The 17,967-nt window shown below is 53.6% G+C and carries 16 protein-coding genes and 1 tRNA gene; 6 read left to right on the top strand and 11 right to left on the bottom strand.

Annotated elements, in window-relative coordinates:
- Positions 1 to 168: 168 nt before the first annotated feature.
- The 10 genes from dppF to On2M_RS00980 all read right to left on the bottom strand — a co-directional run bounded on the left by dppF (position 169) and on the right by On2M_RS00980 (position 10,760).
- The gene (dppF, locus tag On2M_RS01025) at positions 169 to 1,173 is read right to left on the bottom strand and encodes a dipeptide ABC transporter ATP-binding subunit DppF (protein ID WP_003024319.1); all 1,005 of its coding nucleotides are present in this window, start codon (positions 1,171 to 1,173) and stop codon (positions 169 to 171) included.
- Entirely contained in the window at positions 1,170 to 2,153 is a 984-nt protein-coding gene (gene dppD / locus On2M_RS01020; RefSeq protein ID WP_187253842.1) for a dipeptide ABC transporter ATP-binding protein, read from the bottom strand. Before dppD ends, dppF begins: the two co-directional genes overlap by 4 nt.
- Positions 2,154 to 2,163: 10 nt before the next feature.
- Positions 2,164 to 3,066 carry a dipeptide ABC transporter permease DppC gene (gene dppC, locus On2M_RS01015; protein WP_003837734.1) on the bottom strand — a complete coding sequence of 301 codons (903 nt, stop codon included), beginning with the start codon at positions 3,064 to 3,066 and terminating at the stop codon, positions 2,164 to 2,166.
- Positions 3,067 to 3,075: 9 nt separating this feature from the next.
- A complete protein-coding gene (gene dppB / locus On2M_RS01010) occupies positions 3,076 to 4,095 on the bottom strand; it encodes a dipeptide ABC transporter permease DppB (protein ID WP_151216926.1) in 1,020 nt (339 codons plus the stop codon).
- Between the two features lie 161 nt (positions 4,096 to 4,256).
- Positions 4,257 to 5,864, bottom strand: a complete 1,608-nt coding sequence (gene dppA, locus On2M_RS01005) for a dipeptide ABC transporter periplasmic-binding protein DppA (RefSeq protein WP_151216927.1) — start codon at positions 5,862 to 5,864, stop codon at positions 4,257 to 4,259.
- Positions 5,779 to 6,015 (bottom strand): hypothetical protein, encoded by a 237-nt coding sequence (locus On2M_RS01000; RefSeq protein WP_127674029.1) that lies wholly within the window; start codon positions 6,013 to 6,015, stop codon positions 5,779 to 5,781. Before On2M_RS01000 ends, dppA begins: the two co-directional genes overlap by 86 nt.
- A 512-nt stretch (positions 6,016 to 6,527) precedes the next feature.
- Positions 6,528 to 6,604: transfer RNA gene (locus On2M_RS00995), tRNA-Pro, on the bottom strand.
- A gap of 91 nt (positions 6,605 to 6,695) precedes the next feature.
- Positions 6,696 to 8,390, bottom strand: coding sequence for a kdo(2)-lipid A phosphoethanolamine 7''-transferase (eptB, locus tag On2M_RS00990; protein ID WP_151216928.1), 1,695 nt, complete (start codon positions 8,388 to 8,390; stop codon positions 6,696 to 6,698).
- A 213-nt stretch (positions 8,391 to 8,603) separates the two neighbouring features.
- The gene (locus On2M_RS00985) at positions 8,604 to 9,806 is read right to left on the bottom strand and encodes an MFS transporter (protein WP_210904168.1); all 1,203 of its coding nucleotides are present in this window, start codon (positions 9,804 to 9,806) and stop codon (positions 8,604 to 8,606) included.
- 252 nt (positions 9,807 to 10,058) lie between these two features.
- Entirely contained in the window at positions 10,059 to 10,760 is a 702-nt protein-coding gene (locus tag On2M_RS00980; protein WP_151223981.1) for an autotransporter outer membrane beta-barrel domain-containing protein, read from the bottom strand.
- 157 nt (positions 10,761 to 10,917) lie between these two features.
- Between On2M_RS00980 and tag the strand changes: the two genes are divergently transcribed.
- Together tag and On2M_RS00970 are read left to right on the top strand one after the other, a co-directional pair.
- Complete coding sequence (tag, locus tag On2M_RS00975; protein ID WP_151216931.1) at positions 10,918 to 11,487, top strand: DNA-3-methyladenine glycosylase I; 570 nt, start codon at positions 10,918 to 10,920, stop codon at positions 11,485 to 11,487.
- Positions 11,477 to 11,917: an N-acetyltransferase gene (locus On2M_RS00970; RefSeq protein WP_151216932.1), complete on the top strand. Its 441-nt coding sequence runs from the start codon at positions 11,477 to 11,479 to the stop codon at positions 11,915 to 11,917. The genes tag and On2M_RS00970 overlap by 11 nt, the downstream gene beginning before the upstream one ends.
- Here the strand turns inward: On2M_RS00970 and On2M_RS00965 are convergent.
- On the bottom strand, positions 11,886 to 14,219 hold the full coding sequence (locus tag On2M_RS00965) for a molybdopterin guanine dinucleotide-containing S/N-oxide reductase (protein ID WP_210904166.1): 2,334 nt from the start codon (positions 14,217 to 14,219) through the stop codon (positions 11,886 to 11,888). The genes On2M_RS00970 and On2M_RS00965 overlap by 32 nt on opposite strands.
- 159 nt (positions 14,220 to 14,378) lie before the next feature.
- Here On2M_RS00965 and On2M_RS00960 point away from each other — a divergent pair, with 159 nt between their 5' ends.
- From On2M_RS00960 to On2M_RS00945, 4 genes are all read left to right on the top strand, one after another.
- Positions 14,379 to 15,041, top strand: a complete 663-nt coding sequence (locus On2M_RS00960; protein WP_151216934.1) for an OmpA family lipoprotein — start codon at positions 14,379 to 14,381, stop codon at positions 15,039 to 15,041.
- Positions 15,042 to 15,142: 101 nt separating this feature from the next.
- A complete protein-coding gene (locus tag On2M_RS00955; RefSeq protein WP_210904164.1) occupies positions 15,143 to 16,159 on the top strand; it encodes a LacI family DNA-binding transcriptional regulator in 1,017 nt (338 codons plus the stop codon).
- A 99-nt stretch (positions 16,160 to 16,258) separates the two neighbouring features.
- Entirely contained in the window at positions 16,259 to 17,008 is a 750-nt protein-coding gene (locus On2M_RS00950; protein WP_187259792.1) for a sugar phosphate isomerase/epimerase, read from the top strand.
- A 3-nt stretch (positions 17,009 to 17,011) separates the two neighbouring features.
- On the top strand, positions 17,012 to 17,950 hold the full coding sequence (locus tag On2M_RS00945; protein WP_210904162.1) for a sugar kinase: 939 nt from the start codon (positions 17,012 to 17,014) through the stop codon (positions 17,948 to 17,950).
- Positions 17,951 to 17,967: the final 17 nt, after the last annotated feature.

The raw sequence follows: 17,967 nt of genomic DNA, 5'->3' as shown, positions 1-17,967 counted from the left end.
CTGATAGTTAGCAACTGCGAAATAGATATTTCTGTGACGAGAGGAAATCTGACTACATTTTATACGCTGCGGAATAATGTTCTGCCATAGGACTCACATTGTGGACGGAAAAACAAAATATAAAAAAACCGGAGCACAAGGCTCCGGTTATTGGGTCATAACCCACGTTTATTGCTGTGGGTTTTCATCCTGGTCAACGGCGAAACAAGCTACCAATTGACCGCCATAGTCTTTTAACTGTGGCTGAAGCTGAGTACACGGACCAAAGCGACGACGGCAACGGGCGTTGAACGCGCAACCTGGTGGCGGATTCAGCGGGCTTGGCAGCTCACCGGTCAGCTTGATACGCTCGCGGCGATCGTCGGGGTTCAGACGCGGCGTTGCGGAGAGCAGCGCCTGAGTGTACGGATGCCGTGGATTATTGAAGATCTGATCCTTGGTTCCTTTTTCCACGCAGCGGCCTAAATACATCACCATCACTTCATCGGCAATGTGCTCTACCACCGACAGGTCGTGCGAGATAAAGACGTATGACAGCCCCAGTTCCTGTTGCAAGTCCATCATCAGGTTCAGCACCTGCGCACGTACGGAAACGTCCAGCGCCGAGACCGGTTCGTCGGCAATCACCACATCCGGGTCAAGCATCAAACCGCGGGCAATGGCGATACGCTGACGCTGGCCGCCGGAAAACATATGCGGATAGCGGTCGTAGTGCTCGGTTTTCAGCCCCACTTTCGCCATCATCGCCAGCGCTTTTTCACGACGCTCCTCTTTGCTGAGCGTGGAGTTGATCAGCAACGGCTCTTCCAGAATCTGCCCGACTTTCTTACGAGGGTTCAGGGAACCGTATGGGTTCTGGAACACTATCTGGATTTTCTGCCGACGCAGCTTCTGCGCCTGCGGGTCGTGCTTAAGCAAATCCTGTCCCTGGTAATACAGCTCACCGCCGGTCGGGATTTCAATCATCGTCAGCAGACGGCCAAGCGTGGATTTTCCACAGCCCGACTCACCTACCACCGCCAGCGTTTTACCGCGCTCCAGGGTAAAGGAAACACCATCCAGCGCTTTCACCAGGCGTTCCGGGGCGAACATGCCCTTCTTCACCGGGTAGTGTTTTTTCAGGTCAATTGCCTGCAACAGCGGCTGTTGCGCGGCGGCCTTTTGCGTACTCATAGCCCAGGCCTCCCGGCATCATCAAGTGGGTAGTGGCATTTCGACTGACGACCGCCTTCCAGCAGGTTCAGTTCAGGTTCTTCAGCGCGGCATTTGTCGGTCGCATAGGGACAGCGCGGGTTCAGTAAACAGCCGTTCGGACGGTCATATTTACCTGGTACCACGCCCGGCAACGAGGCCAGACGCGCTTTGTCCTGAGCAAACTCCGGCAACGCTCGCAGCAACGCCTGGGTATACGGATGGCGCGGCGCACGGAAAATATCCTGCGCGGCCCCGGTTTCCACGACCTGCCCGGCGTACATCACGATGATTTTGTGCGCCGCTTCGGCCACCAGCGCCAGATCGTGGGTAATCAAGACCAACGCCATGTTCTCTTTTTGCTGCAGTTCCAGCAGCAGCTCGATGATCTGCGCCTGAATAGTCACATCCAGCGCCGTTGTCGGTTCATCGGCAATCAGCAGCTTCGGACGACAGGCAATCGCCATGGCGATCATCACGCGCTGGCTCATCCCACCGGACAACTGGTGCGGATAGACATCCAGGCGCGAGGCCGGATCGGGGATCCCCACCAGCGTCAACAGGTCGATCGCCCGCTGAATACGCGTTTTTTTATTGCCACCCTGGTGCACCTTGATGGCTTCCATAATCTGGTAGCCAACGGTGTAGCACGGGTTAAGGCTGGTCATCGGGTCCTGGAAGATCATTGCCACTTCCGCCCCCACCAGCTGGCGGCGCTCATTCTCAGAGATGCGCTTCAGGTCGCGACCATTAAACTCCAGATTTTCAGCCATAACGCGGCCGGGGTAGTCAATCAGTCCCATAATTGCCAACGAGCTGACGGACTTACCAGAACCAGATTCCCCAACAATGCCAACCACTTCACCCTGGTTCACACTGTAGCTAATGCGGTCCACGGCACGGAATTCTGAACCCACATCACCGAAGTGCACCGATAATTTATCTACATTTAATAACGCCATCTCGAACCTCTTACTGCTTCAGTTTGGGATCGAGCGCGTCACGCAGACCGTCACCCATCAGGTTAAATGCCAGTACCGTCAGCAGGATCGCCAGCCCCGGGAAGGTCACGACCCACCAGGCACTTTGAGCGAACTGCAGCACGTCAGAGAGCATGGTGCCCCACTCCGGCGTCGGCGGCTGTGCGCCCATCCCCAGGAAGCCGAGGGCAGCCATATCGAGAATGGCGTTCGAGAAGCCAAGCGACGCCTGAACAATCAGCGGCGCAAGACAGTTAGGAAGAATGTTGACGAACATCTGGCGCATCGCACCGGCTCCCGCCACGCGGGATGCGGTGACATAGTCGCGGTTAACCTCCACCAGTACGGCAGCGCGCGTCAGACGCACATAGTGCGGCAATGCCACGAACGTCAGCGCCAGCGCGGCATTGCCAATCGAGGGACCAAATACCGCCACCAGCACCAGCGCCAGTAACAGGCTCGGCAGCGCCAGCATAATATCAACCACACGCATGATGACGTTATCGACAATCCCGCCAAAATAACCGGCGATAAGCCCGAGAACCACGCCCATCAGCAGGGAGAGCACCACCACCAGACAGCCAACCAGCAGCGACAGACGCGCACCGTACATCAGGCGGGACAGCACATCGCGGCCCACATCATCAGTACCAAACAGATGCGCCATGGAACCGCCTTCCTGCCATGCAGGCGGAGCCAGCAGCGTATCGCGGAACTGGTCGGCCGGGTTGTACGGCGCGAGGACGTTGGCAAAGACCGCAATCAGGATCATCACCACCACATACACCAGCCCAACAACCGCGCCTTTGTTGCGTTTAAAATAGTGCCAGAACTCCTGCAGCGGGGTCATGGGCACCGGTGCAGCAATAACTTTATTTTCAGTAACCTGTGACATGATGGCCCCTTACTTCTTATGCCGAATACGCGGGTTCACCACGCCGTACAGCAGGTCTACCAGTAGGTTGACGAGGATAATCATCGTCGCGACCAGTAATACCCCGCCCTGCACTACCGGATAATCGCGGCGTTGCAGCGCATCGATCAGCCAGCGCCCCAGACCCGGCCACGAGAAAATGGTCTCAGTCAGGATCGCCCCGGCCAGCAATGTACCGACCTGCAGGCCGATAACGGTCACAACGGGCAGCATGGCGTTGCGCAGAGCATGAATGATGATGACGCGCATTCGGGTCAGGCCCTTGGCGCGCGCGGTACGAATGTAATCCTCACCCAGCACTTCCAGCATCGATGAACGGGTCATACGCACAATGACCGCCAAAGGTATAGTGCCCAGTACCATTGCCGGCAGGACCATATGCGCCAGCGCATCGATGAAGTTGCCCTGTTCACCCCAGATAGCGGTGTCGATCAGCATAAAACCGGTCAGGGGGTTGGAATCATCAAGGAACACCATGTCGCTCACCCGACCGGAAACCGGCGTCAGGTTCCACTGTACGGAAACCAGCATGATCAGCATCATGCCCCACCAGAAGATCGGCATGGAGTAACCGGTCAGCGCAAGGCCAACGGCAGTATGATCGAAAATGGAGCCGCGCTTGACGGCAGCGAGAACACCCACCGGAATACCTACTGCGACGGCGAAAATCATCGCGCAGACGCCGAGTTCCAGCGTCGCTTTGAAGCGAGGTACGAACTCTTCCCACACCGGTAAGCGGCTTTTCAGCGAAATACCTAAATCACCATGCATAACCCCCCAGATATAGTGGAGGTACTGTTGCCACATCGGTTTGTCCAGACCGAGTTCAGCCAGCAGTTGAGCATGACGCTCAGGGGAGATTCCACGTTCACCCGCCATGATCATTACCGGATCGCCGGGGATCATATGGACAAAGGCAAAGGTGAGAAGAGTGATACCGATAAACGTGGGGATGACGAGTCCCAAACGTCGGAGAATGAACTGCAACATAACCCGGATTCTCTCTAATGACGCACGGCCTGGAACCGTGAGTCTGTATTGCTCACAAATCTTATCTCCCCCTCCAACGAGAGGGAGATAAAGCATTACTGTCAGGTGGCGCTACGGTGACCCGACTTAACGGTCCGTAGCGCTGCCTGGCTTGCTTTTAATTATTCGACAGAGACGTTTTCGAAGTGGTGTTTGCCTAATGGATCAACCACATAGCCTTTTACTTCTTTACGCACTGGTTCATACACGGTGGAGTGAGCAACAATCAGAGCCGGGGCCTGATCGTGCATAACAACCTGAGCTTGCTTGTACAGTTCAATACGTTTGTTGTGATCGTCGGTCGCTCGCGCCGGTTGGATCAGGTCTTCAAACGGCTTGTAGCACCAGCGAGAATAGTTAGAACCGTCTTTCGCTGCCGCACAGCTGAACAGGGTGGCGAAGAAGTTGTCCGGATCCCCGTTGTCACCGGTCCAGCCCATCATCACGGCCTGATGCTCACCCGCTTTGGCGCGTTTCAGGTACTCGCCCCACTCATAGGTCACAATCTTGGCCTGAACGCCAATTTTCGCCCAGTCAGCCTGAACCATTTCCGCCATACGGCGCGCGTTCGGGTTGTAAGGACGCTGTACCGGCATCGCCCACAGTTCAACGGTAAAGCCTTTGTCCTGACCGGCTTCCTTCAACAGCGCTTTGGCTTTCTCAGGATCGTAGGTGTAGTCCTTAACGTCGTCGTTATAGCCCCACATGGTCGGCGGGATCAGGTTCTTCGCGGCGACGCCAGCGCCCTGATAAACCGCTTTAATGATCGCTTCTTTGTTAACCGCGTAGGTCAGCGCCTGGCGGACTTTCACGTCATCAAACGGTTTCTTCTCGGTGTTGAAAGAGAGGTAGCCAACGTTCAGACCAGCCTGCTCCATCAGGTTGATATTTTTATCCTGCTTCATGCGCGCGATGTCAGCCGGGTTCGGGTACGGCATTACCTGGCACTCGTTCTTCTGCAGTTTTGCGTAACGCACGGAAGCGTCAGGCGTAATGGAGAAGACCAGACGGTCGATTTTAGGCTTAGTGCCCCAGTAACCTTCGAATGCTTTATACAGAATACGGGAGTCTTTCTGGTACTGCTGCAGCTGGAACGGACCGGTACCGATTGGGTTCAGATCCACTTTCTCCGGGGAACCGGCTTTCAGCATGTTGTCTGCATATTCTTTGGAAAGAATAGAAGCGAAGTCCATAGCCAGGTCAGCCAGGAATGGTGCTTCCGGGCGAGTCAGCACGAACTGAACCGTTTTATCATCCACTTTTTTCACTTCGGAGATCAGGTCTGGCAGCCCCATCCCTTCGAAGTATTCATAGCTGCCGCCAGACACTTTGTGGTACGGGTTCTGGGCATTTTTCTGACGATCGAAAGAGAACACCACGTCATCAGCGTTTAAATCGCGCGTCGGTTTAAAATCTTTGTTGTCCTGCCACTTCACGCCCTGACGCAGGTGGAAGGTATAGGTTTTACCGTCTTCGCTGATTTCCCACTTCTCAGCAAGGCCCGGGACCACTTCAGTTGTACCGGTTTTGAACTCGACCAGGCGATTATAGATCGGCACGGAGCTGGCATCATAGGTGGTACCAGAGGTGAAAAGCTGTGGGTTAAAGCCTTCAGGAGATCCTTCTGAACAATAAACCAGAGTTTTAGCCTGTACGCTTGCTGCGACGGTCATAGCCACCAGGCTCAGACCAAGCTTCAGCATCCCTGACTTCTTCAAGGAAATACTCATTCTTCTGCTCCAAATGTGATGTTTGTTGTTTTACCCTTTGCAGTGGGTTTGCACCGCCTGGCCTTTTTTGTTTTTTACCCGGCCGGGTCAGCGTTAAGAGGATGGGGATTCCGTTCACATAAGCGACTGAGTTGCAGTGCGGATTCTCCATGAAATGCCCCTCATGCCCTACAATCTGTCAACAGAATGTGAAAACGTCAATACAGGTAGCCGCGATTTGCACCAACGGTGAGAATTGGCAGACAAAGATTAAAAAAAGTGCAAGCGGGTATTTTCAGCAGGGAAATTTGTGCTACGCGCACTATGCCAGAATAAACATCTTCATACTTCTCAACATTTAGTGATTAACATTTATGCAATTTATTCAAATTTTCCCAATGAATGCTGCATATCTGAGCGATTAATGCCATGAACGTTAAAACGCACAGCGGAAAATGCCAGCGTCAGCCATAAGTAGCGCAAAAAAAGTTTCATGCAAACATAAAAAAAGGCAATGGAATATGTCACAGAATCGTTAACAGTCAGTGGGAAGTGGTGCACAATTTTTACAGATAAAAGGAAGGTCAATTTAGGTCGGTGAGAGCGGTACTTCTTCCCCCGGAGGTTCTCATCCTCTCGGGCTATAAAGCAAAAAACCCTGCTCGTTGAGCAGGGTTTCAAATTTGGTCGGTGATAGAGGATTCGAACCTCCGACCCCTTCGTCCCGAACGAAGTGCGCTACCAGGCTGCGCCAATCACCGAATGCGGGGCGCATCTTACTGCTCAGCCGCGCGCCCGTCAATCCCTTAGTAACAAAATGCCATTCGATCGGCGAGAAAGTCAGCAGGCCTGTTACTGGGCCGCTGCTTTCTCCCCATCCGGGATACGGCACCAGTTGTTATTCTCGTTAATACCGCCATTTGGCGAGGTATAACCGAGGCAACCCAGAACGGTATCGTACAGTTCCACATGACGACGCGGCACCTTCATCTCAGCTTCTTGCTTCAGGTGCGCAAACGCCTTCGCATGGTCAGGGTCTTCCAGATATTTGTCTGACATCCACACCATCATAGGAACGCGGAACTGCTCTGGCGGCGCCATTTTACGCGGTGTACCGTGCAGGTGCTCCCGTTCATTAATCGACTCGCCGTGATCGGCGGCGTAGAACACGACCGCTTTCTTATCGCGCAGCTGATCAAACACCTGAGTAATAAAGTGATCAACGTAGGTTACCGAGTTATCAAATGAGTTAATCATCTCCTCTTTCGAGCAGCCACTATCTACGTTGACACACTCCGGCTTCCACTGTGCATATTCACGGGTGTAACGCTGGGTGTAGTTAAAGTGCGAGCCTTTGGTGTGCAGAATAATCAGACGCTTTTCACCATCATCAGTCTTCTGTAAAGATTGCTGCATCTCATTAATCAGCAGCATATCGTCAACGTTTTTGCCACGGTTACGCGGCTCAGCGCCAATCTGCTCACGGTAGGCGATGTTCTCCGCCATGGTATTGCTGTAGAACCACATCTCACTTTGCATTGCGTAGAGGTCTGTCTTGAACCCTAACTGACCGAGCACGGAAAAGACGTTTTGTTCTTTCAGAGTACGCTGAGGGTTTTCTTCCGCCCCACCTTCGCGCACAAACATACAGCGCAGCGAAAGTTTGGTCGCAGTGTCACAAGAGTATCCACGGAATGCGGCCAGATTTTTCTCCTGGGCGAGCCTTGGCGTGGTATTTCGTTCATAACCAAAAATCCCCATATGATCCCAGCGAGTCGTTTCGCCGATAATAAAGACCACATAAGTGTCGTCGAGGTTTTTGGGCGCAACATACGTAAACTTCTTCGCCGGGTTCATCAACGATTTGTTGTCTGAAGATTCATCCACCTGTGCCCAGGCGTACAAACCCAGCGCAGAGAGCCAGTTAGACGGCAAATAGGAGTTCGCAACGACCCCACCGTAGCTGGGTAAATCAATGCCTGTTTCACGCTCAACGCTTTTCTGTTGCATGCTGAGCAGACGAATGGGCACCCACACCATCAGGCCAGCCAATAAAACCGCCGCCACGCTACGCCATCTCATGCCTGGCGTACGAATCTGCCTCATCAGGGTATAACGACAGCGGTTACTCCAAATCAGCACCAATGGGATAATACTGACTGAAACCAGCCACGCGATAAAATGCCAGCCGACAACTTCTTTTGATAAATCAATATCGGTAGTCATAACCGAGGCAATAATACCGTAGCCAATGACCACGTTCAGGAAGGTCATGTAATAGCTGGCACCGGCAGAACAGAGCACCACAAACGTTGCCAGTACACGCCAGACTCGTCGGCCAAATAAAGAGAGAATACGGAGTAAAAAGAAGGTCACCAGCACAGTGCCTGCTAATTCAACAACCGCAGAAAGTCCTTTCCAGACGGTAAACTCGTGCGCATATCCGCTAAAGCGGCGGAAAAACACAGCGCAATTCATAAAGAGACCGATATAGATCGCGAGCAAGAAACTCAGCTTCTGCTGCGTCATCGATTTGATATATCTCATGCAAACAAACCCTGGAACAAGGGATAAAAACACCCTGTGTAAAGGCCTGTCAGACCCTACAGGGGAAAAGTGCGACAAGTGCAGATAATAAGAAAATTCTACAGCGCAGGTAAGTAGACCACAGGAGGGAAGAAAAGTGCTTATAGAGAATGCAAAGGGCGCATATATTTTTGTAAATATATGCGCCGGGTATTAATCAAACCACTAATAGATTCAGGCGTGTGCCTCGGTATAGACGCTACGCTGCGGCTGACGAATAGTGGTAGAAAGCGCCAGCGAGATGATTAACAGCGCAAAGATAACGCAGAAGGTGACATAGAAACCGCCAAACAGCGAAGCGATAATCGAGCCACAAATACTGCCGATACCAAAACCAAGGTAGATAACACCGTAGTTTTTCGCCAGGTTATTCAACCCGAAGAACTCGCTGACCAGTGATGGGAACACGGTGATAGTGCCACCAAAGTTGAAGGCAACACAGGCAATTGCGGTAAAGAAGGTTATGTCATTCAGCGGCGCGAACAGCAGTGCGGCCATACCCACCAGCGAAACGACCTGACCAATAGTGATAACGCGAATACGGGAGATTTTATCGGACAGAATACCCAGAACCAGACGACCAGACAGGTTAGCGATAGAAATCACGGTCACCGCGTTTGCCGCCGTTGCCACATCCATATGTGCCAGACTTTGTGCGATATCTTTTGCCACGCCAATTACGTACAGCCCGCTCATACACGCCGTCAGAAACATCACGGCCAGCATCCAGTACTGCGGTTTACGCATGGACTGCGCCAACGTGTAGTCGTTCTCCATTACGCCATTTTTGGCCTTCACTTCCTGATTCGGCGCATCTTTCATCAGCGTGGAGCCAAAGACGATCATCACCAGCACAATCGCGCCCCAAATCATGAAAGTTTTTTCCAGACCCACGGTGCTCAAAAGTTGGCTGTCGATAAATTTAAAACCGAGGCTGCCAAGGCCATAAGAACCGATGGCGAACGCAGAAATCAGTCCCTTACGCTCCGGGAACCATTTTACGCAGTTGGAAAGTGTTAACAGATAGCCCGCACCATCCGCCAGACCAACCAGCACGCCGGCGCTCAACCACAGCATAATCAGGCTGTCAGAATGGGCGGTTAAGAAGAAGCCAACGCCGAGTAAAATACCGGACGCCATGGTGACGCGCTTCACGCCAAAACGTTCCTGCAACTTCCCGGCGACGGAAGAGGAAATCGCCAGCCCAAGGCTCAGCAAACCAAAGGAAAATGCTACCTGGCTCACTGGCGCATCAAGCTTAGAAGAGAGCGCACCGTTAAACAGGCTCCAGGTATAAACAGAACCTAAGGCAAATTGAGTAATGATGGTGCCGATCAGTGTCAGCCAGCGGGTACGCTGATAATCAGTAGTTTTCATGGCAGTCTTCCTGCATAAACAAAATGGGAAATTCTCTGCCAACAACCATACCGAAGCGCTTTTATAGCCAGGGGAAAATGGCATGAAATGCCGCCAGGATGGAATGAACTGCCTGGAATGCGGAATGAATGACGAGACAAAAAGTCCGGTTACTGAATTTTATCGCATGAGTTAGTACACACTATCGCTGAGATGCGTATAATTGTTGATATCAACATGTAATCAAGATGTTTATTTGATGATTTTTTCGCGTTAAAATTTGGCGCTTACTCCCATGGTGTACATATAGTCGCTGTTGTTGGCACTATTTTCCGCCTGCGAGAGCGCCGCGTAAGCCGCCATGTGCGGGTTCAACAGCATATCCGCACCCACAGTAACATCCACCCAGTTACCGTCCTGACCCACCGCCGTCATGCGGCTGAGGCCCGACTGCGCTTTCCAGATATTTTCGCCAAACTGCTGGTTATAGCTGATTTGCGCCCACGGTCGCACATCGCCGAACTGCGAATTGACGCGCCAGCCTAACGTGCTGACGCTGGCATGCCACAGCGGATCGGTCTGCGTTACCGACGTCGCACTATCGCCAAATTCATTATAAGTAGAGGTGGTCGAACCGTCATAATGCAGTGCCGCAACCGGACCGGTCGTAACTTGCCTTGAGAGCGGGAAGTTCCAGCCCATACTCATGCCGCTGGTTGCATCCATTGGCGTATCATCGACCAGATTCACCACGGGACCCGCCACGTTTTGAGTGGAGCGAATACGTTCTTCCAAAATATCGTTATAACGCGGTTGGTGATCGCTGTCCCATGTATAACGTTCAGCCGTATGTCCTGACATTGCATCAACGATATATTCTTGTTGCCAGCCATATGCTGTATTGATGGACAGCGCACAAACTACAACGCTCGCCAGAGTTAACCTCTGACGACCACTACTGTTTCTTATAAGCATCAACGCGACTCCAGAAAAGAGCCGAATTCGGCGATATTATTGTCATTGTGTGAAGTATTTGGGCCTGAAGGCCTTATATTAAATATTGTCTTTTTAGCTGGCGCGTCAAGGCGGGCCGAATGAAATTTTTACGCCAGTAAAAACAGCGAGGAAGAATATGCAGCGTTGCGGATGGGTCAGTCAGGATCCACTTTACATTGCCTACCACGACAAGGAATGGGGCGTCCCGGAAACCGATGGCAAAAAGCTGTTCGAAATGATCTGCCTCGAAGGCCAACAGGCAGGGCTATCGTGGATTACCGTACTGAAGAAACGGGAAAACTATCGCCACGCCTTTCACCATTTTGACCCGGAAAAAGTGGCGGCCATGACTGAAGAGGACGTGGAAAGGCTGGTACTGGATGCCGGCATAATTCGCCATCGCGGAAAAATTCAGGCCATTATTGGCAACGCGCGCGCTTACCAAACGATGACGCAAGACGGGGAGTCATTTAGCGAGTTCGTCTGGTCATTTGTTGATCACCAACCGCAAGTGACCCGCGCCGCCAACCTGAGCGATATTCCCACCTCAACGCCTGCGTCAGATGCGCTATCTAAGGCGTTAAAAAAACGGGGGTTTAAGTTTGTCGGCACCACCATCTGTTACTCCTTTATGCAGGCGTGCGGACTGGTCAACGACCATGTCACCAGCTGCATCTGTTACCCGGGAGAACAACATGATTCGTGAATCAAAGGCTGATGATCTACCGTCAATTCTGGCGCTGTGGATGGAAAGCACGATCCATGCTCATCCGTTTATCGAAGAACGTTACTGGCGCGAAAGTGAATCCATCGTGCGGGATGTTTACCTGCCCGCCGCACAAACCTGGGTGTGGGAAGAAGAAGGTGCGCTCAAAGGTTTTGTCAGCGTCATTGACGACCGCTTCCTCGGCGCCCTGTTTGTCGCACCTACCGCCATCAGAAGCGGGATCGGCAAAGCGCTGGTACACCATGTGCAGCAGCGCTTTTCGTTACTCAGCCTCGAGGTGTACCAGAAGAATCAGTCAGCGGTGAACTTCTACCATGCGCTCGGTTTTCGCATTGAAGACGGCGCATGGCAGGAGGAGACTCACCATCCTACGTGGATTATGGGCTGGCAGGCGGATCAAACGCAGTAAGCGCCAGGTTCGGTCCGCTGTATTTTTCGAGCCACACCAGCGCAGTGTTGCCCGCGCAGCCATTCCCCAGCTTCGAGCTGGGGAGATCTTTGGTCAGCACGTTGACGGCGCCATTTTTACAAATACCGTCAGCTGTCGGCTCCAAATCAGGCCAGGCACCTTCATGAATACAGATGACGCCAGGTTTGATGCCTTCCGTCACCACGGCCCCCGCCAGAACGTGTCCACGTTGATTCCACACCCTGACCGTGTCGCCATCCGCAATGCCGCGCGCGTTGGCATCCTGCGGATGAATCGTTACCGGCTCACGATCCGCTACTGCATACTGCTCACGCAACGCGCTGTAGTTAAGCTGGCTGTGCAAACGGTGCGCCGGATGCGCGGAAAGCAGCTGTAACTGATCCGGCTCGGCGTTACCGAACCATTCATCCGGCTCCAGCCACATCGGGTGGCCCGCACAATCCGCATAGCCGTAACCGGCAATCTTCGCGGAGTAGATTTCAATTTTGCCGCTGTCCGTTTTCAGCGGATGCGCCTGCGGGTCGCGGCGAAAATCCGCGAAACGGATAAACTGCGCGCTGGTGGCGTTTTCCGGCATTTCAATCAGCGCATTTTGCTGCCAAAACAAGGAGAATGGCGGCAACGTCACCTGCTGGCTGGCCCCACGCTGCCCGGCAATATTGTAAAACGTCTCCAGCCATTCCAGCTCGCTTTTGCCTTCGGTGAATCGCTCATAACCGCCCTCTTCCCAGCGTTCACTCAGTTCGGCAAAAACATCATAATCATTTCGCGCTTCATACTGCGGCGGGACGACCTGCTTCATCGGCACCAGGTGCTGGTTGCTGTAATCGCCAGTCATGGTCAAATCATTGCGCTCAAAAGAGGTGGTCGCTGGCAGCACGATATCGGCATGCTTCGCTGCGGCGGTCCAGAAACATTCCGAGATAACCACCAGCTCCGGTTTTTGCCAGGCGCGAATCAGACGGTTGGTATCCTGATGATGCGTGAAGTTGGCACCGCCCGCCCACCACAGCATCCGGATATCCGGGAAATGGCGATCCATACCGTTATGTTGGTAAAAACCACCCGGGTTTTCCAGCGCTTCGACTATCCGCGCCACCGGGATTTTATCCACTGCATCGGTGCCGCCTTTAACGCTGCCCAGCATTGAAGCCAGCACCGCAGCACGGCGCGTCGGGTTCCCGCCGTTGGCAAAATGGTACGATAGACCAAAACCACCGCCTGGCGTCCCAATCTGCCCAAGCATGGCGGCCAGGGTAACGATCATCCAGTGTTTCTGCTCGCCATACTGCTGACGCTGCATGCCCCATCCCGCCATCAGCATGGTAGTATTTTGATGAAATATCGCCGCGAGTTCACGTATTTTTGCTGCCGGAACACCACAAATTTTAGCCGCCCACTCCGCCGTTTTCGCAACATCGTCAGATTTACCCAGTAGATAATCCGAGAAAAGGTCATATCCCGTCGTACACCGGGCGAGAAAATCGACATCGTGCCAATCGTTTTCCACCAGCGTATGCGCGATGCCCAACATCAGCGCCACGTCGGTCCCCATATGCGGGGCAACCCATTCCATCTTATCGCCAAAGAATTCGACGCTTTCCGATCGCATCGGATCGATACAGATCAAACGTTTGCCGCTGTCGCGCAAAGCCTCAAAGTAAGTAAGACCCTGTTCGTCGGAGGCATTCCAGGCGATCTTCAGGGTATTCAGCGGATTAGCGCTCCATAACACCACCACCTCGCTGTTCTCCAATACCACAGGCCAGCTGGTTTGCTGCTGGTAAACTTCGTTACCGCCCACCACGTAAGGCATGATGGCCTGCGCAGCCCCCGTCGAATAATCCCCCAGATGCCCGGTATAACCGCCTGCCAGCGCCATATAACGCTGTAGCAGAGTTGCCGCTTTGTGTAACACGCCGTTAGAGCGCCAGCCATAGGAACCGGCAAAAATCGAGGCCGGGCCGTAGCTGTCACGGATACGTTTATGCTGCGTATGGATAAGATTCAGTGCCTCGTCCCAACTGATGCGAACAAATTCATCCTGCCCGCGCACGCCCTGCGGGTCCTCCGGCGAGGCGAGAAAGCCTTTACGCACCATTGGAAAACGTACCCGCGTTTTACTGTGCACCTGGTTATGCACCACGGTTTGCAAAGAGTTGGGATGGGAAGTGGGCAGCGCGCCACGCGAGGAGAAAACCGTCTCTCCATCGGTTTCGACGAGAACAGGTCCCCAGTGGGCGGCGGTTAACACCGAGTAATGTGCGGGTGAATTAGCCAAGATGGCGCTCCTGAATGCGATGTAACGGCTTATTTATTATGCCGTTCAATGTTACTTACAAATTTCAGAGTCTTCCCTGGAATTTTCTTCATGTTCACACGTCATAATCAACCGCCACGGTCGCTGTGGCAAAGAAGAAAAAGTCATTAAGGAATTAAGATGAAGAAACGTGTTTTTGTTATTGCTGCCATCGTGAGCGGCGCCCTGGCGGTTTCTGGCTGCACAACAAACCCTTACACCGGCGAACGTGAAGCGGGTAAATCCGGCATTGGCGCGGGTATTGGTTCTCTGGTCGGCGCGGGCATTGGCGCACTCTCTTCTTCGAAGAAAGATCGCGGCAAAGGCGCACTAATTGGCGCGGCGGCGGGTGCGGCCGTTGGCGGCGGTGTCGGTTATTACATGGACGTGCAGGAAGCCAAACTGCGCGACAAAATGCAGGGAACGGGCGTCAGCGTGACGCGTAGTGGCGATAACATCATTCTGAATATGCCGAATAACGTCACCTTCGACAGCAGCAGCGCCAACCTGAAACCTGCTGGTGCCAACACCCTGACCGGCGTGGCAATGGTACTGAAAGAGTACAATAAAACCGCCGTCAACGTGCTGGGCTTCACCGACAGCACTGGCAGCCAGGATCTGAATATGCGTCTGTCGCAGCAACGCGCGGACTCCGTGGCCAGCGCCCTGATCACTCAAGGAGTTGCAGCTAACCGTATCCGCACTCAGGGTATGGGTCCGTCAAATCCGATCGCCAGCAACAGCACGGCGGAAGGTAAAGCGCAGAACCGTCGCGTAGAGATTACCTTAAGCCCTCTCCAGTAACGTTTTGTGCCGGATACTGGCAGTGCCCAATCCGGCATGTAGCACTTGCCATCGTTGATTTTCGCGTTAAGGTGTTCACACCAAAGTCAGGGAAATCAGCGATGAGCAAATCAACAAGGGCAACCATCAGCGATGTGGCGAAAGCCGCAAAAACCGGCAAGACCAGCATTTCACGCTATCTCAACGGTGAAAAGCACCTGCTTTCCGACGCGCTATTGGCCCGCATTGAACAAGCTATTGCCGATCTCGATTATCGTCCCAGCCTGATGGCAAGAGGCCTTAAACACGGTCGTACCCGTCTGATTGGCCTGATCATCGCCGATATTACTAATCCCTACTCCGTCAACGTGCTAAGCGGTATTGAAGCCGCCTGTCGCGATAAAGGCTTTACTCCACTGGTGTGCAACACCAACAACGAAGTGGATCAGGAGTTGCATTATCTCGACCTGCTGCGCAGTTACCAGGTCGAAGGGATTGTGGTCAACGCCGTAGGGATGCGCGAAGAAGGGCTAAACCGCCTGCAGCAGTCTGCTCTGCCAATGGTGCTGATTGATCGCAAAATTCCGGATTTCGCCTGTGATATGGTCGGGCTGGATAACACCCAGGCGGCAACGGTTGCCACGGAACATCTGGTTGAGCAAGGTTTTGAAGCCATTTTGTTCCTCAGCGAACCGCTGGGCATGGTGAATACCCGCCGCGAGCGCCTGAGCGCTTTTCGCGCCACCCTCGCACAGTACCCCGGCGTTATCGCGCAAAATGCCGAAGTCCTACTAACGGACAATACACAACTGGATGACACACTGCGCCAGTTTCACCAGCAGCATCGGGGAATGCGCAAAGCCGTTATCTCAGCCAACGGCGCCCTCACGCTGCAGGTTGCCCGCGCCCTGAAGCGCATTGGCCTTAACTGGGGCAGCGATATCGGTCTACTCGGTTTTGACGAACTGGAATGGGCCGAACTGGCGGGCGTTGGTATTACCACGTTGAAACAACCCACATGGCAGATTGGCTACACCGCCGTTGAGCAGGTTGTACGCCGGATCGATGGCGGCTCTGCTGCCATTCAGGAACAGGTCTTCTCCGGCGAACTGATCGTTCGCGGCTCTACCGCCCGTTAAATTTCCTTCGTGATGGTGATCATAAATTCGACATCATTAACTTTTCTTTGGAACCGGTTCCATCTAGCGTTATAGCAAGAACGCTAGTCTGGAGTTTCCATGAAAAGAAAAATTATGGTGGTCACTGCCGCCTACGGCCACGACCAGGTACGGATCGCAGGCGGGCAAACGGCAATGTTGCCTATTATTGCCGAAGCCGGTGCTGACGGCGTCGAAATTCGCCGCGAGTTGCTGACCGATGCCGAGCTGCACACGCTGTCCACGATGGCCTCTGCTATCGAAATTTTCGGCCTGCTGGCCTGTTACTCAGCCCCTGAGTCACTGTTCCTTAAGGACGGTAGCCTCAATCCCCGACTTCCCGCGTTACTCGAAGAAGCGCAGACCCTTCAGGCGCTGTGGCTAAAAGTCTCCCTCGGTCATTTCTCCCATACCGAACAGTTCAACGTTTTACGTGAATGGCTGGACAACAGCGGAATGGAACTGGTTGTCGAAAACGATCAGACAACCTGCGGACGCCTGCAGCCGATGCAGCGCTTTAACCAGGCCTGCCAGACGCAGAATCTGCCGATATCTCTGACCTTCGATATGGGCAACTGGCTGTGGGTGGGCGACTCCCCGGAACTGGCGGCGCAGAAACTGGCGTCAACCGTTGGGTATATCCATGTCAAAGCCGCAGTGACGCATCGCGATAGCTACCGTGCCGTGCCGCCTGATGCAGCCGATCCGCGCTGGCTGGCGCTGTTGAAAACGCTGCCCGGCGATGTCCCACGCGGCATTGAGTTTCCCCTGGAAGGGCAGGATTTGACGGCGGTTACCCGCCATTACGTCGAGCTGTTACGCAAGGAGTAACGCATGAAAAATTCATTGGATGTGGTAACGATTGGTGAAGCGATGGCGATGTTTGTCGCCACGCAAACCGGCGAACTGGCGGATGTGGAGCAGTTTATCAAGCGCGTTGCTGGCGCTGAACTCAATGTGGCGACCGGTCTTGCCCGGCTGGGCCTGAAGGTCGGTTGGGTAAGCCGCGTTGGCAACGACAGTTTTGGCCGTTTTATCGTTAAGTCGCTGGAAAAAGAAGGGATTGATGCGCAGGGAGTCACCCGGGATGGCCGTTACGCTACCGGCTTTCAGCTTAAATCTAAGGTCGAAAATGGAACCGATCCCATTGTGGAATACTTCCGCAAAGGTTCTGCTGCCAGCCACCTCAGCATTGAGGATTATCACGAAGCTTACTTCGCCAGCGCACGCCACCTGCACCTGAGCGGCGTAGCGGCTGCGCTTTCTGCCAGCTCTTATGAACTGTTAGCCCATACCGCCCGCACACTGAAAGCGCAAGGGAAGAGCATCTCGTTCGACCCGAATTTACGCCCAGTGCTGTGGAAAAGCGAAGCTGAAATGGTGGAAAAACTGAACCGTTTGGCGTTCCAGGCTGACTGGGTTTTACCTGGGTTAAAAGAGGGCATGATTTTAACCGGTCAGCAGACGCCTGAAGCCATCTCCGACTTTTATCTGCGCCATGGGGTGAAGGCCGTGATTATCAAAACCGGGGCTGATGGTGCCTGGTACAAAACCGCCAGCGGCGAACAAGGCTGCGTCGCACCGGTAAAAGTCGACAACGTAGTCGATACGGTCGGCGCAGGCGATGGCTTTGCCGTTGGCGTTATCAGTGCCCTGCTGGAAGGGCGTTCGCTGCATCAGGCGGTGACTCGTGGCAATAAAATTGGCGCACTGGCCATTCAGGTTCAGGGCGACAGCGAAGGATTACCCACACGTGAACAATTAGGGGAATAAATTCCCGACCAACTCTG

It is taken from the genome of Citrobacter sp. On2M, from assembly GCF_018035235.1.
Classification (GTDB): Bacteria; Pseudomonadota; Gammaproteobacteria; order Enterobacterales; family Enterobacteriaceae; genus Citrobacter; species Citrobacter meridianamericanus.
Note: the sequence above shows the minus strand (reverse complement) of the source record. Positions and strands in the feature narration are given on the sequence as shown.

Coding starts and splice junctions, on each gene's coding strand:
- On2M_RS00970 (WP_151216932.1), top strand. CDS start 11,477: ATGATTCGTGAATCAAAGGCTGATGATCTACCGTCAATTCTGGCGCTG.
- On2M_RS00980 (WP_151223981.1), bottom strand. CDS start 10,760: ATGCTTATAAGAAACAGTAGTGGTCGTCAGAGGTTAACTCTGGCGAGC.
- On2M_RS00985 (WP_210904168.1), bottom strand. CDS start 9,806: ATGAAAACTACTGATTATCAGCGTACCCGCTGGCTGACACTGATCGGC.
- On2M_RS00945 (WP_210904162.1), top strand. CDS start 17,012: ATGAAAAATTCATTGGATGTGGTAACGATTGGTGAAGCGATGGCGATG.
- dppA (WP_151216927.1), bottom strand. CDS start 5,864: ATGAGTATTTCCTTGAAGAAGTCAGGGATGCTGAAGCTTGGTCTGAGC.
- eptB (WP_151216928.1), bottom strand. CDS start 8,390: ATGAGATATATCAAATCGATGACGCAGCAGAAGCTGAGTTTCTTGCTC.
- dppF (WP_003024319.1), bottom strand. CDS start 1,173: ATGAGTACGCAAAAGGCCGCCGCGCAACAGCCGCTGTTGCAGGCAATT.
- On2M_RS01000 (WP_127674029.1), bottom strand. CDS start 6,015: ATGGAGAATCCGCACTGCAACTCAGTCGCTTATGTGAACGGAATCCCC.
- On2M_RS00950 (WP_187259792.1), top strand. CDS start 16,259: ATGAAAAGAAAAATTATGGTGGTCACTGCCGCCTACGGCCACGACCAG.
- dppD (WP_187253842.1), bottom strand. CDS start 2,153: ATGGCGTTATTAAATGTAGATAAATTATCGGTGCACTTCGGTGATGTG.
- dppB (WP_151216926.1), bottom strand. CDS start 4,095: ATGTTGCAGTTCATTCTCCGACGTTTGGGACTCGTCATCCCCACGTTT.
- tag (WP_151216931.1), top strand. CDS start 10,918: ATGCAGCGTTGCGGATGGGTCAGTCAGGATCCACTTTACATTGCCTAC.
- dppC (WP_003837734.1), bottom strand. CDS start 3,066: ATGTCACAGGTTACTGAAAATAAAGTTATTGCTGCACCGGTGCCCATG.
- On2M_RS00955 (WP_210904164.1), top strand. CDS start 15,143: ATGAGCAAATCAACAAGGGCAACCATCAGCGATGTGGCGAAAGCCGCA.
- On2M_RS00960 (WP_151216934.1), top strand. CDS start 14,379: ATGAAGAAACGTGTTTTTGTTATTGCTGCCATCGTGAGCGGCGCCCTG.